This window comes from Salipaludibacillus aurantiacus, from assembly GCF_900111295.1.
GTDB lineage: Bacteria > Bacillota > Bacilli > Bacillales > Salisediminibacteriaceae > Salipaludibacillus > Salipaludibacillus aurantiacus.
The window spans coordinates 1-14530 of the sequence record NZ_FOGT01000005.1 but is presented as its reverse complement, the minus strand read 5'-3'; the positions used below and the strand labels follow the sequence as shown (position 1 = coordinate 14530).

At 41.9% G+C, this 14530-nt stretch carries 13 protein-coding genes; 4 read left to right on the top strand and 9 right to left on the bottom strand.

The genetic code is table 11. From position 1 onward, the window contains the following. Positions 1-32 precede the first annotated feature (32 nt). Complete coding sequence (locus BMW59_RS07155) at positions 33-503, bottom strand: DUF441 domain-containing protein (RefSeq protein ID WP_093049499.1); 471 nt, start codon at positions 501-503, stop codon at positions 33-35. A 151-nt stretch (positions 504-654) separates the two neighbouring features. On the opposite strand from BMW59_RS07155, the gene ytvI reads away from it, so the two are divergent. Next, positions 655-1764, top strand: coding sequence for a sporulation integral membrane protein YtvI (ytvI, locus tag BMW59_RS07150; RefSeq protein WP_093049496.1), 1110 nt, complete (start codon positions 655-657; stop codon positions 1762-1764). Between the two features lie 124 nt (positions 1765-1888). Here the strand turns inward: ytvI and BMW59_RS07145 are convergent, their stop codons facing one another. The 8 genes from BMW59_RS07145 to dnaE form a co-directional block, all read right to left on the bottom strand. Further along, positions 1889-2302: an FxsA family protein gene (locus tag BMW59_RS07145; protein WP_093050354.1), complete on the bottom strand. Its 414-nt coding sequence runs from the start codon at positions 2300-2302 to the stop codon at positions 1889-1891. Between the two features lie 138 nt (positions 2303-2440). After that, complete coding sequence (gene pyk / locus BMW59_RS07140) at positions 2441-4195, bottom strand: pyruvate kinase (protein WP_093049493.1); 1755 nt, start codon at positions 4193-4195, stop codon at positions 2441-2443. 136 nt (positions 4196-4331) lie between these two features. After that, complete coding sequence (gene pfkA, locus BMW59_RS07135) at positions 4332-5291, bottom strand: 6-phosphofructokinase (RefSeq protein WP_093049490.1); 960 nt, start codon at positions 5289-5291, stop codon at positions 4332-4334. 130 nt (positions 5292-5421) lie between these two features. Then, complete coding sequence (gene accA, locus BMW59_RS07130; RefSeq protein ID WP_093049487.1) at positions 5422-6399, bottom strand: acetyl-CoA carboxylase carboxyl transferase subunit alpha; 978 nt, start codon at positions 6397-6399, stop codon at positions 5422-5424. Between the two features lie 5 nt (positions 6400-6404). Beyond that, on the bottom strand, positions 6405-7274 hold the full coding sequence (accD, locus tag BMW59_RS07125) for an acetyl-CoA carboxylase, carboxyltransferase subunit beta (protein WP_093049484.1): 870 nt from the start codon (positions 7272-7274) through the stop codon (positions 6405-6407). Between the two features lie 158 nt (positions 7275-7432). Beyond that, positions 7433-8098 carry a FadR/GntR family transcriptional regulator gene (locus BMW59_RS07120; RefSeq protein WP_093049481.1) on the bottom strand — a complete coding sequence of 222 codons (666 nt, stop codon included), beginning with the start codon at positions 8096-8098 and terminating at the stop codon, positions 7433-7435. A gap of 102 nt (positions 8099-8200) precedes the next feature. Continuing rightward, positions 8201-9445, bottom strand: coding sequence for an NADP-dependent malic enzyme (gene ystJ, locus BMW59_RS07115; protein ID WP_093049478.1), 1245 nt, complete (start codon positions 9443-9445; stop codon positions 8201-8203). 83 nt (positions 9446-9528) lie between these two features. Continuing rightward, complete coding sequence (gene dnaE / locus BMW59_RS07110) at positions 9529-12921, bottom strand: DNA polymerase III subunit alpha (protein WP_093049475.1); 3393 nt, start codon at positions 12919-12921, stop codon at positions 9529-9531. Between the two features lie 195 nt (positions 12922-13116). Here dnaE and ytrH point away from each other — a divergent pair, with 195 nt between their 5' ends. The 3 genes from ytrH to BMW59_RS07095 all read left to right on the top strand — a co-directional run bounded on the left by ytrH (position 13117) and on the right by BMW59_RS07095 (position 14365). Next, positions 13117-13449 carry a sporulation membrane protein YtrH gene (ytrH, locus tag BMW59_RS07105; RefSeq protein WP_093049472.1) on the top strand — a complete coding sequence of 111 codons (333 nt, stop codon included), beginning with the start codon at positions 13117-13119 and terminating at the stop codon, positions 13447-13449. Then, on the top strand, positions 13446-13949 hold the full coding sequence (gene ytrI, locus BMW59_RS07100; protein WP_093049469.1) for a sporulation membrane protein YtrI: 504 nt from the start codon (positions 13446-13448) through the stop codon (positions 13947-13949). Before ytrH ends, ytrI begins: the two co-directional genes overlap by 4 nt. Positions 13950-14182: 233 nt before the next feature. Further along, on the top strand, positions 14183-14365 hold the full coding sequence (locus BMW59_RS07095; protein ID WP_093049466.1) for a YtzJ family protein: 183 nt from the start codon (positions 14183-14185) through the stop codon (positions 14363-14365). Positions 14366-14530 lie beyond the last annotated feature (165 nt).

Genomic DNA, 14530 nt, shown 5'->3' with positions numbered 1-14530 from the left:
ACTAATCAGAATATTTATCTCATGTGGAACTTTTATCCTCCAATAGAGGATAAAAGTTCCGCTGCTCTCATAGCCATGTAAGCTATACCTGCGCCAATTAACGGCCCTACTGCTACTCCGTTAAATACCGCAACGGCAAGAATTGTCCCAAAAACGAGCGCTACAGTAATATGCGGATCATTTTGTAATAATTCTATCCCGTTTGCTGCAATCACTGCTACAAAAATACCAGAAGCAAGAGCAATCCAGGCATAGGAAGATTTTAAAGCCTCCTGCAGATCCTTAAAACCTATTTCTCCTGTCACAATCGGTACCAGGACAGCAATTGTAATAATAGTCACTCCGATTTGAATGCCTTTTTGCTGGGCAAAAGGCAGTATTTTATCCCCTAATCCAGCCCACTTGACAACAAGCAGAAATATCACCGCAATTAACAAGGACTGGTTTTTAGCGAATATTCCTACGGCTAAAAGGATAAGCATAAAAATCGTTGAATTTGCCATTTGTTTTCTCCCTCTCTCTATGAATACATACCTGTGTTATTTTAACACAATGGCTTTTACCCTCAAATCCTGCAGCCTTAATACCCCTTCATAAATAAAGGGGACATGCATACATTCTTATAAGAATTGAAAACGGCAGGTGATTAAAGGTATGGACAACGATATTTCTCTTAAAGTCTGGAAACGCCTCTTTTTACTATCAATACTGTTTGCATTATTTATTATAGTGGCCTATATATCCGTTGTTTATTTTTATCCCTTTATTTTGGCTGTGCTGTTTTCCTTTATGTTTTTACCGTTTGTAAACTATTTAGAACATCGTTGGCACTGGAACCGCTCTGCAGCTACTTTTACTGTGATCAGCATGTTTATCCTTTTATTGATGACTTTAATTACTTTCCTGGTTGCAGAACTCATTCACGGGTTGTCTTACCTGACAGGGGTTTTACCGGGTTATGTTGAAGAAATTATCCGCACTTTTCATGGGTTTTTTAATCAGTATGTTTTTCCCTTAATATCTGACATCACCCGATTTACCTCAAAACTTGGGAACGAGTCCGCCGTCGCTGTTGACCAGTCATTTGAACAGCTGTTAAATGAGGCAGGTAATCAGCTGGGAAAAATTCTTCAGCTGATCCTCAACCAGCTTCGGGATATTCTCGTCGCTTTCCCCCACGCACTGACTATGATTCTTTTTTCGTTACTTGCCTCCTTTTTTATAACGAAAGACTGGCCAAAACTGGTCATGGGGATAACTAACCATGTCCCTCAGCACATTATCCGTTTTTTAGTCAGAATCAAAGAAGAATGGAAATCAGCGCTTGGGAATTATCTTATGGCACAATTGACCCTGGTGGTAATAACAGGCGTTATTGTATTTGCCGGACTTCTCATACTGAAGGTAGACCACGCCTTCACGGCCGCTCTTCTTATTGCTGCAGTTGATATTTTGCCTTATGCCGGGACAGGTCTGGTGTTCCTGCCTTGGATTATATATTCATTTCTTAATGAAGGATGGCATATGGCCATTGGCCTGTCTGTATTATATGGAGTGGTAGTCCTTCAAAGGCAGATTTCCGAACCTAAAATAGTCTCCCATCATATGGGGGTGCCAGCTCTTGTCATGCTGTTCACCATTTTCGCATGCTACCAGATATTTGGTTTCGGCGGCGTTTTAATAGGACCATTTATTTTAATTTTTATCCAATCATTAAACAGAGCAAATATAGCAGGAGAAATTAAAACTTTTATTGAGAAATAAATAGGCTGGTACACTCCCTGCAAAAGACTGCACTACAGGCAAAGAATGAATTCATTTATGAATAGAGCCTGTTCATAAAAAAATGTCACAAAAGCAGACTTTTGTGACATTCTTAAAATTTCCATTATGGTTTTCTGTTCCACCGGTTATTCGACACATACACGAAACTGCCTGATTGAACAGCTTTTTGGAATATTTTCTGTAAAAAACCTTTAAACACAGTCCTTGTTTGGGGAATTAACAGAAAGAAGCCTAAGGCGTCTGTAATAAAACCAGGCGTCAACAAAACAACTCCACCTACTAATATACAAATACCGTCCAAAAGAACACCGCTTGGCACTTGTCCCTGAGAAGCTTGCAATTGGGCTGTCCTGATGGCATTTAAGCCTTCTTTTTTTGCAAGAGCTGCACCGAGGACCCCTGTAAGAATAATAAGTAATATGGTTACCGGAATCCCCAGTGTATTACCCGATAATATTAATACACCAATTTCCATAGCAGGAACAACGATTAATAAAAGTAAAAATAGTTTTCCCATTTTCATTCTTCCTCTCGTTAAGCTTTTAATCATATGCTCTGGCGCGCTCCGCTGAAATCCCGCCCCTATAAACATTTTTAAAGCTTAACTCTTATTTAAAAAGAGAAGGGAGAGTATCCCTTCTCTTTCTGTATCTTATTATAAAATACTTGCTTGTCCTTTGTAAATCTTTCCGTGCTGGCTGTCTACTGTAATTTCATCGCCGTCACTGAATATAGATGTTGCATTCTCAACACCTACTATAACAGGGATACCAAGGTTAAGGCCTACTACCGCTGCGTGGGATGTCAAACCGCCTTGCTCAGTAATAACCGCTGAAGCTTTTTCAAAAGCGTCCATCATATCGCGGTCAGTATTTGTAATGACAATAATATCTCCTTCTTTAGTCTTAGAAAGAGCCTCATCTCCTGTTTTAGCCACTACAACATTTCCTTTAGCAGATTTACGGCCAATTCCCTGGCCTTTAGCTGCTACTTCGCCGATCACATGCACTTTCATTAAGTTTGTCGTCCCTTTCTCTCCGACAGGTACGCCAGCCGTAATAACAACAAGGTCACCATTTTTTACGAGGCCTGTTTTCAGGGATTCATCCACTGACAATTGAAGCATTTCATCGGTAGATTCGACTGCAGGACCAACTTGAGAATGAACGCCCCACACAAGTGCTAATGAACGGGACACACGTTCGTTGCTGGTAACAGCTACAATCTTAGATTCCGGACGGTATTTAGAAATCATTCTTGCTGTATGTCCGCTTTCAGTAGATGTTAAAATAGCTGCAGCACGCAGGTTTTGCGCTGTATGAGTAACTGACTGGCTAATTGCGTTAGTTACCGTGTGTTCGCTCTCTTTGGAACGTTTACGCAAAATATCCTCATATTTTAAAGCAGTTTCAGTTTTAAGGGCTATATTATTCATTGTTTGCACAGATTCTACAGGATATGTCCCTGCAGCTGTTTCACCAGAAAGCATGATCGCATCTGTACCGTCAAAAATCGCGTTTGCCACGTCACTGGCTTCAGCACGTGTAGGGCGCGGATTGCGCTGCATGGAATCAAGCATCTGAGTCGCAGTAATGACCGGTTTAGCCAGCTTGTTGCATTTTTTAATTAGCACTTTTTGGACAAGAGGCACATCTTCAGCTGGAATTTCCACTCCCAAGTCTCCACGGGCTACCATTAAACCATCAGAAACTTCCAGGATCTCATCAATGTTATCGACACCTTCCTGGTTTTCGATTTTAGGGATAATTTGAATATGCCCTGCATCATGCTTTTCAAGCAGTTCGCGGATTTCCAGTACATCCGATGCCCGGCGCACAAAAGAGGCAGCAATGAAATCAACATCCTGTTCAATACCGAAGATAATATCATTCGCATCTTTTTCTGTAATACCCGGCAGGTTAACACTGACATTTGGTACGTTAACGCCTTTTTTATTTTTCAGTACCCCGCTGTTCACTACTTCAGTGATAAGTTCGTTTTCTTTAATTTCTGTTACTTTCAGCTCAATTAAACCGTCATCTAAAAGAAGGAAGGAACCGACGTGAACGTCATTAATTAAGCCAGGATAAGTGACTGAAATAACATCTTTATTTCCTACAACTTCAGTCATAGAGACTCGTACCGTACTGCCCTGTTCCAGCTCTGCTTCTCCTCCTTCAAGCGTCTGTGTACGGATTTCCGGACCTTTAGTATCGAGTAGAAGAGCAACGTTTTCTCCTGTTTCTTTAGCTGCTTCACGAATGGTTTCGATCCGCGCTCCGTGCTCTTCATAATCGCCATGTGAAAAGTTAAGGCGGGCCACATTCATACCGGCTTTAATAATATTTGTTAATTTGTCCTTCGATTCACTTGCTGGGCCGATCGTACATACAATTTTAGTTTTTCTCATTACTTTGTCCTCCTCTAATTTTACGATCCTAATTTGATTCACTTGTCTTTTTCCCACACGAAAACCAGGACAAACTAGTTGTCCCAGCCAACGGTTAAATTTTAGAGAGAACACTCTCTATGGGAGCATTTTATTACTATATTGATAATTCCTTGGAAAGTTTGTACATTTTCTCATCAAGATAATGTTCCTTCGCTAAAGCATCTTCAAAATTGTGAGCTACAAGTTCATTGTTTTCAATCCCTACCATTTTTCCAGCGTTTCCGTCGAGAAGAAGTTCGATGGACAAAGCTCCAAGCCGGCTTGCGAGTACCCGGTCCTGGGCGGTTGGGCTGCCTCCCCGCTGAATATGCCCCAATACAGTTACGCGTGTTTCCAAGTCCGTCTTCTGCTGAATTTCTTTACCTATATCAACACCGGACCCTGCTCCTTCTGCAACTACAATGATGCTGTGTTTCTTTCCTCTATCGTGTCCACGTTTCAGACGTTTAATAATCACATCCATATCCTCGTCGACTTCAGGAACCATAATTGTTTCTGCGCCGTCAGCGAGCCCTGCCCACAGAGCAAGGTCACCTGCATCACGCCCCATGACCTCAATGACATATGTCCGCTCATGGGATGTTGCTGTATCGCGAATTTTATCAATTGCCTCAATCACTGTATTCAGTGCTGTATCGAAACCTATCGTGTAGTCAGTTCCTGCAATATCATTGTCGATTGTTCCAGGGATTCCAATGGCTGGAATACCTTGTTCAGCCAGTTTCTGGGCACCTTTGAAAGAACCATCCCCGCCAATGACTACAAGTCCTTCAATTCCAAATTTTTTTAACTGGTCTACACCTTTCTGTTGACCTTCCGGTGTCTTAAATTCTTCACAGCGCGCTGTATAAAGTATGGTTCCGCCGCGATGGATAATATCGCCTACAGAACCCAGTTCAAGTTTCTTAATATCTCCGCTGATCAACCCGGCATAGCCTTGATAAATACCGTAAACTTCCACGCCATGGAAAATCGCCTTTCTAACGACAGCACGTATGGCTGCATTCATTCCCGGTGAGTCACCACCGCTTGTTAATACACCAATTCGTTTCATAGTCTTATTCACCTCTAGTTTCAGCATCTGTTATTTAATATGTGTTAAAAATAACACTTTCATTTATTAAACACAATAGAGATCAGACTTCATACAAAAAGGCTTTCCCTAATCAGAGAAAGCTTATGTCTTATTCCGCAGGCATGACACCGTTTACATGGGCAAATTCGCCAATATTATTAAATTTTTCGTAACGTTTGTTCACAAGTTCGCCAGAGTCATATTTTGACATCTCCAACAGCGCCGTTTTTAAGGTTTGCCGGATATAGCCAGCCTGGGTATCGACATTACGGTGGGCGCCGCCGCGAATCTCAGGAATAACATCGTCAATAAGGTTAAGCTCTTTTAAATCAGGTGCGGTAATTTTCATCGTTTCAGCTGCACGTTTTGCCTGGCCTGAGTCTTTCCACAGCAAAGCAGCAGCCCCCTCAGGAGAAATGACAGAGTAAGTGGAATTTTCAAGCATATAAATTCTGTCTCCCACGCCAAGTGCCAAGGCTCCGCCACTGCCTCCTTCACCTATTACAATACATATAATAGGAGTTTTTAATCCCGCCATGGAAATCAGGTTTTTTGCGATCGCTTCACTTTGTCCTCTTTCTTCAGCCGACTGACCAGGATAAGCTCCTTTTGTATCAATGAAGCAAATAACAGGCCTTTTAAATTTCTCTGCCTGTTTCATTAGTCTTAAAGCTTTACGGTAGCCTTCAGGGTGCGGCATTCCGAAATTTCTTCTTAAATTTTCTTTCGTGCCTTTCCCGCGCTGATGGCCAATAACTGTTACGGGCTCCCCTTCAAATTTGGCGATCCCTCCTACAATGGCTTCATCATCTCCGTAGAAGCGGTCACCATGAAGTTCCATAAAATTTGTGAAAATTCTTTCTATATAATCCATTGTAGTAGGCCTTTGACTGTGGCGGGCAAGCTGCACTCGCTCCCATCCGCCCATATTGCCGTAAATATCTTCTTCCAGCTGTTCGAGTCTGGTCTCCAGCTTTTCAATTTCACCTGACAGATCAATTTCTTTTTCCAGCGTAAAAGTTTTCAACTCCGAAATCTTATTTCTAAGTTCAATAATTGGTTTTTCAAATGGCAATTGTTCAGCCATCCCTCTCAGTCCTCCTTTATACCCGTGTGAGCCGGCCTGTGGATATCTATAATGTTTTGCAGCGTTTTTTTCATTTCTTTACGGGCCACCACCTGATCGAGCTGGCCATGTTTCAGCAGAAATTCAGCAGTCTGAAAGTCATCAGGAAGCTTCTGGCGGATTGTCTGCTCAATAATTCTCCGTCCAGCAAACCCTATTAGCGCTTGAGGCTCTGCTAAATTAATATCCCCAAGTGAGGCAAAGCTGGCAGACACCCCTCCTGTGGTAGGGTGGGTCATCACACTTATAAATAGTAAACCTTCTTCGTGGAGGCGGTTTAATGCAGTACTTGTTTTAGCCATCTGCATGAGGCTGAAAACTCCTTCCTGCATTCTCGCGCCGCCTGAAGCAGCAAACATAATAAACGGCTTTCTTTCATCAACCGCGCGCTGAATAGCCCGGGACATTTTTTCTCCTACCACGGAGCCCATACTTCCCATTCGGAATCGCGGATCCATCACACCTATGACTACTCCCATTCCTTCAATTGTTCCTTTACCCGTTATGACTGCTTCATTCAGACCTGTCTTTTCCCTGTCCTTTGCTGACTTATCGGCATACTCAGGGAATTGGAGGGGATCTTTTGAAATCATCTCAGCATCGAATTCTTCAAAGCTCCCTTCATCAAGTGTCATGGCTATTCTTTCAGAAGAAGTAACCCTGTGGTGGTAGCCGCACTGATCACACACCATCTGGTTTTTTCTTAATTCCTTTATATACATAATGGATTTACATTGGGGACATTTAGTCATTAATCCTTCCGGAACTTCCTGTTTCGCTTGTTCAGAAGGAATGGTCGCATATTTTTTTTTCTTAGAAAATAAATCTCTTATCACACTTTCACCTCATTTAAAAAAACGTCCATGCGGACCTCTGACGGCCGCATCATATCACCTAACTAATTTTTCCAGAAATTTGTTCCATCATACACTTTCCCACTAATGAATTCAAGTTCATCTGCCGGTATAAGTCCAGTAAATAAACAAAAAAAGACTTAGAAACGGCTGTTTTCCAAATGATGTTTTAAAGCGGAGACTGCTTTTTCTTCCTCTCCGGCGAGCAAGGCTTCGTAAATAATCTCATGCTCTTTAATAGAAAAACCGGTTCTTCCTTCTCTGCCAAGCGAGTCCTTTAAAGCAATCTTAGCGTATTCGACCAACGGGCGCCATATATTATAAAGCAGTATATTTTGGCTGGACTGGACTAACGTTTTATGAAAGAGATAATCTTCATCTACTGGTATTTCTCCTTCTGACCACTTATCTCTCGCTTCATAAATAAGCATCTGCAGCTTGTCCAGCTGGTCTTTTTCCGCTCTTTGACATCCTAATCTGACGGCTTCTATTTCAATAATTCTTCGGGTTTCTGTCACATCCTGTCTTGCTTTTTCATCTTTAAGAAAGAAACTGGCAAGAATCTCAGCAAGCCGGTGGCTGCCCGCCTCCTGAATAAAGGTCCCTTCCCCTTTCCGAGTCTCTATCAGATCAAGCAGTTCAAGAGCCCGTAACGCTTCCCGTACAGATGACCTCCCTACCTGAAGACGCTCAGCCAGCTCCCTTTCTGATGGAAGTTTGTCTCCGGCGCTAAGTTGGTCATGGCTCATAATTTGATTGATTTCTTTTAGAATATTCAGATATACCTTTCCAGCTTCACTCTTCATATCTTCTCCCTGTCCCCCCTGAAAACGCATTCTATTGAGCAGGAAGGGTTCTCTTTAAAAAATAAGAGAACCCTGTTATGACATATGCGCAGAGCAGGCAGGCTATTCTTCGTTTCCGTCAATGATTGTCAGCTCTTTTGTCTTCTTTGCTACGTCGTCCGGGTTGACCTGCCGTCTGGCTACGCCTGTTTCCATAGCAGCTTGTGCCACATGTTTAGCAACAGCCGGAGCTACTCTCGGGTCGAAAGGTGCCGGAATGACGTAATCTGAATTAAGTTCATTTTCGCCGACAAGGTCAGCAATTGCTTTTACAGCCGCTACCTTCATTTCTTCATTAATATGGGTGGCATAAACATCAAGAGCGCCCCTGAAAATTCCCGGGAATGCCAGTACATTATTAACCTGGTTAGGGAAATCTGACCTTCCTGTGCCTATTACGCTGGCCCCTGCTTCTTTTGCGTCTTCCGGCATGATTTCAGGAACCGGGTTAGCCATAGCAAATATAATAGGCGCTTCGTTCATAGACTCCACCATCTGCTTGGTAAGAGCTCCTTCGACGGACACTCCAACAAATACATCTGTGCCTTTAATAACTTCTTCAAGAGGGCCCTCAAGTTTTTCTGAATTAGTAACCTGAGCTAATTCGTGTTTTAGATTATTCATCCCGTAAGGTCGTCCTTCATAGATGGCCCCTTTGGAATCGCATAAAATGAAATGTTTGCATCCCATACTTTTTAATAATTTAATGATTGCTATACCGGCAGCTCCCGCACCATTGACCACTACTTTAATTTCTGCCAGTGACTTACCGGACAGTTTTAAGGCATTCAGCAGGCCGGCAGCTGTCACAATGGCTGTGCCGTGCTGATCGTCATGAAATACTGGAATATTCATCTCTTTTTTTAACCGTTGCTCAATCTCAAAACACTTTGGAGCTGCAATATCTTCCAGATTAATTCCGCCGAAAGTCGGCTCCATTAATTTTACAGTGTTAACAATGGTATCCACATCATTCGTGTTCAGGCAGATTGGAAAAGCGTCTACACCTGCAAATGACTTAAATAAGACAGCCTTGCCTTCCATGACAGGCATAGCCGCTTCAGGTCCTATATTCCCTAAACCTAGAACGGCAGTACCGTCAGAAATAACGCCGACCATATTTCCTTTTACTGTATAATCATAAACTGTCTGCGGATCCTCAAATATTTCTTTACATGGTTCTGCAACTCCTGGCGAATAAGCTAACGACAAGTCATCTGCATTCCGGACAGGTACTTTTGCTTTCGTTTCAATTTTCCCCTTTTTCACCCTATGCATATGTAATGCTTCTTCTCTTAGTGTCGTCACAAACCCCATCTCCCTTTTTCCCGATAATTTAGTGGTCTGACCACCCCTTAAACAACTAACATTATACCAAATTATCCTGTTGGTTACACCCTTGGTTTTTTAAGATAAACATTACTGCTTCCAAGAAGCCCTTGAAGTTTTAGGATAAAAGCCTCGTCGTCTCTCACATTCCACATTTCTGACAATCTGAGCGCCTTGTCGCTTGATTCATATTTCAGAACGACCGGCACCTCTCCCGGAGTATCCTGAAGCACTTTTTTTAACTCTTCAAGGATTCCCTTTTTTTCCTGGACTTTTGATATAAATAAATACAGGACCGGTTTGTCCTGCTCCTGCTTTTTCCTTTTCAGGTCTTCGAGGCTGATACATTTATCCAAGATCAGTTTCCAGTCCCCTTTATGTTCCTGCATCCGCCCTTCAGCAAAAATCATTTCTTCTTTTTGAAGTTTTGTCTTAAAAGAACGGAAAATTTTTGGAAAGACTGTCACTTCCATTTCACCTGAATCATCGGACAAACGTAAAAAAGCCATTTGTTCTTTCTTTTTTGTCTGTATGACTCTAATATCTTCAATAAAACCCGCTACTCTTACTGACTTGTAAGCATCATTAATTTCTTTTACATCAAAAATTCTTTTACGCCCATATTCTGCCAGCCATTTTGCCTCTTCTCCAACTGGATGCCCGGAAGCATAAAAACCAAGCACCTCTTTCTCATAACGGAGCCGGTCTTTTACAGACAGAGGAGACACCTTCGTATAAACAGGGGAACTTGCTTCTTCAAAAAATAACGCCTGTTGACCGTCTGTCTGTTTCTCTCTCTCTTTCTCCCCATATGCAAGCGCATCGTCAAGAGAGGCCATCAGCACAGCCCTGTCCACTTTAAAATCATCCAGTGTGCCGGAAAATATTAGGGATTCAAGGGCTCTGCGCGGCAGTAACCTTCCCGGTAACCTTGCACATAAATCAAATAAACTTTCAAAATGGCCCTTCTCTCTTTCTTCAATAAGTTTTTTTACTGTCGGCAAGCCGACATTTTTTAAAGCCGCAAGGCCAATCCATATGGTTCCGTCCTTTGTATGGAAAAGGTCAAGGCTGTGAACTATAGATGGTCTGTTTACAGATATACCTTTTCGTTTTGCTTCAGCTATATAATCAGCAAGTTTCTCCTGATGGTGAATGAACATGTCCATTAATCCGTTTAAAAACTCCAGAGGATAGTTGGCTTTTAAGTAGGCGAGCTGGTATGAAATCATACTGTACGCCACGGCATGACTGCGGTTGAAGCCGTAATCTGCAAAGCGGACGATTAAGTTATAAACTTCTTCAGCCTCTGAATAAGAATATCCTTTTTTCACAGACCCATTTACAAACTGGGCTCTTGTTTCTTCCAGGACTTCCCTCTTCTTTTTACCGACAGCTCTTCTTAATACATCAGCTTCGCCCAGTGAAAAGCCGGCCATTTTAGATGCAATTTGCATAATTTGTTCCTGGTAAATAAGTACACCGTAGGTTGGTTCTAATATCTCTTTTAAATCCGGATGAGGAAATGTGACGTCGGCTTGCCCATGTTTTCGTTCAATGTAAGATGGAATATTTTCCATTGGTCCTGGCCTGTAAAGAGCGTTTACAGCGACGATATCTTCAAAGTGGCTCGGTTTCAACCTGAGCAGCACACTTTTCATCCCTGAAGACTCAAGCTGGAAAATTCCGCTCGTGTCTCCTTGGCCTAATAAGTCGAACGTTTTTTTATCATCAGGCGGAAAGCTGCTAATACTTAATCTTTCACCCGTACGCTGATAAATGAGATTTAAAATGCGGCCAATAAAACTTAGATTTCTAAGGCCTAGAAAGTCCATTTTCAAAAGCCCGATATCTTCCAGGTCTCCCATAGGATACTGGGTTAAAAAGAGACCTTCATGCCCTTTTTGAAGAGGCACGACATCTGTCAACGGTTCCTTACTGATTACTACTCCGGCCGCATGTACGGAAATGTGACGCGGCAGCCCTTCTATATGACCTGCGATTTTAAACAGTTCAATCAGCTCGTCATCGGCAGTTACAAGATCTTTTAACACGGTGTTTTCTTTTACAGCTTCCCTGAGCTTAGACCGGCCAGTAATTAACTTAGCCACCTTGTCAATTTTAGAAGGCTCAATGCCTAACACTCTTCCTGCATCTCTTATAGCTGCTTTTGCTGCGAGAGTTCCAAAAGTGACAATTTGAGCCACATGATTTTTCCCATACTTGTCTGCTACATAATGAATCACTTCATCTCTCTGCTGGTCGGAGAAGTCAATATCAATATCGGGCATTGAAACACGTTCAGGGTTAAGAAACCGTTCAAAGAGCAACCCGTATTTTACAGGATCAACGTTAGTTATTTTTAATACGTAGGCGACTAATGAACCTGCGGCAGAACCTCTGCCGGGGCCTGTCATTATGCCCTTTTCATGAGCATAATTCATAAAGTCAGCTACGATAAGAAAATAATCTTCATATTTCATATTAGAAATAACGTTCAGCTCAAACTTCAGCCTTTCCCATACAAAGCTGTCAGGTGAGCTGTATCTCTCCTTAACCCCTTTGACACAGAGGGAGTGAAGCAGATTTCTTGCGCTTTGTCCTTCCGGGACAGGGAAGTGGGGCAGCACGGGGGTACCAAGCTGTATCTCTACATGACAGCGTTCTGCTATTCGTCCTGATTCTTCTATTGCCTCCTGCCATGATGGTAAAGCCTGCTTCATTTCATCCTTGTCTTTTAAATAATATTCTTGAGAAGAAATATATTCCGGGAGTTCAGAAAGAGATTCTCCAAGCCTGATAGCATGCAAGGTCCGGTGAGCATCAATCTGTTCCTTTTTTATAAAATGCACATGGTTGCTTGCTATTGCCGGAACCTGATTTTCAAGCAGCCAGTCACGAATAGCCAGCAGCCGTTCTCTTTCCTGCCTCCTCCAGTGATTCTGGATTTCAATATAAACGTTTTCCTCCCCTGCCAGCCGCCGGAACATAGCCAAAAGCTTATCAGCTTCTGTTTTCATTCCTTGTTCAACTAAATGCTGAATTTCCCCATTTTCAAAAGGGCTGATTATAATTACACCTTCAAGGTCACTTTCAAGTTCTTCAAAGGTAATATAAGGTACGGCTGCATTTTCTTTCGTTTGCGCTTTGCTCGTTAATTTTAACAGCGCGCGGTAACCCTTATTATTCCGGGCAATGAACAGGAGACGGTGCGGAGCTTCCCCTCTCGCTTCAGAATGTTTCTCCGCCGCCCCAAGTTCAACACCGATCAGCGGTTTAATTCCGTGTTCAAGGCATTCTTTATAAAAAGGAATGACGCCATGCATCGCATCAATATCTGTTAATGCCATCGCCTTATATCCCATTTTTGCTGCTTCCCTTACTAGAGCCGGAATTTTTGCTGCACTTTGGAGAAGGCTGTATTCACTATGTACATGCAGATGAACGAAAGCCATCAGGTGTCCTCCTTCTATGAGCACCACTGCAAATTTTGCAGCAAATGCATTTTCTAATTAAACCTTATTTTAAAAATCATTTAACTTACATTATATACAAACATACGTTTGTTTTATATGAAATTATTTTGTCATACTTGTCTCTGCCAGTCCATACTCATTAAGTATGAGCCTGTTTGGCAAGGGGGACTCTTTATGGATAAGGATTTTCTGGCTACACTTGTAATCGATTTCTTTGTAGCCTTTGGAGTTATAATAGGCGGCACCATAGTCGGGGGAATAGGCGCCTACCTGATTGGTAAACCTCCTTTATCTATTATGTACGATTTAGCCTCCAGTTTAAAGATATGGGCGCTCGTAGCTGCCATAGGAGGGACATTTGATGCAATTTCCACACTTGAACGGGGAATATTTGAAGGCACCCATGCAGACATCTTTAAAACATTAATCATGATTTTCGCAGCATTATCTGGGGCACACAGCGGAACAGTACTGATTCAGTGGATTACCCAAGAGGGGTTCAAATGAGAATTCCACCATATTACAGAGATAAAAGCTGGCAGCGTTTTTTTGCCGGTTTTTTCATAGGCCTGCTGTTTGGATGGACTTTTTTTTTATATCACTTTGGCGGTGTTCATGAAAAACTGGTTCTTGAAATCGGGGATCAGCAAACCCAAATTGAAAAGCATGAGAAAACGATAGCAATATTAAGAGAAGACAAGGATGAGCGAAATAAAGAGAACCAGCGCTTATTGACCGTTCAGGATATTAAAATAGAATTTATAAATGAGGAAGAAGTTAAGCTGAGTGAACTCACGCTTCATGAGTTAAGGAGTGCAGTAGAAAGCGAATTGGAAGATGTGAGAAACAAAGATATTGAAACAGTTGCCAACTCTCACTACTTTTTGCTTAAGACGGTTCAAAACAAAATATTTATCATTAACGAAAAAAGGTACCAGCTTAAAGTGGAACAGCTGTTTCTGCTGCCCTCATTGGAAATGAGAGTGAAAATTGTTCCAGCTGAATAAAAATTTGACTTTTTTCTGAAAATAGAGATATCTTAGTTCCATTAAGGAGTTAGAATGGGTATACTATAGTTGAATACCTATGACAAAACTTGATCATTCGCGAAAAAAATCACAAAAGTACTGTTTCTTTACAGGTTGTGACGTTAGTTAAAAATTCCACTAATATTCATGGTAACCCTCGAATAATTAACAGCTGACTAAAGAAGAGCTAATTTAAAAAGGAGGCGTGTAAGATGAAAGTCATCAGCAGAAGTAAATTAGCACAGGAGAAGATAAAATCTATTCAATCCGGATACTCTGCCTTCGCTGAAACTGAGGAAGTATCTCAGAAATTAAAGCAGGAATTACAGGCTTTGGGAATTGACTATATCGAAGAGAAAACTCACATGGGCTCCTGGTTTATCCCAAAAACTTAACCTGATTTTTATTAAGAAAACTGAAAAAAATAGTAACCACAAAGGCATCCGAACAAATGTTGTTCGGATGCCTCAGGCTGTTGAGAAAGTATTCTCAACAGCCTTTTTTAAAAGAAAAGTAAGATATCTCACGATCTCATCACTACCGGCGGACGCTTTCCGTGG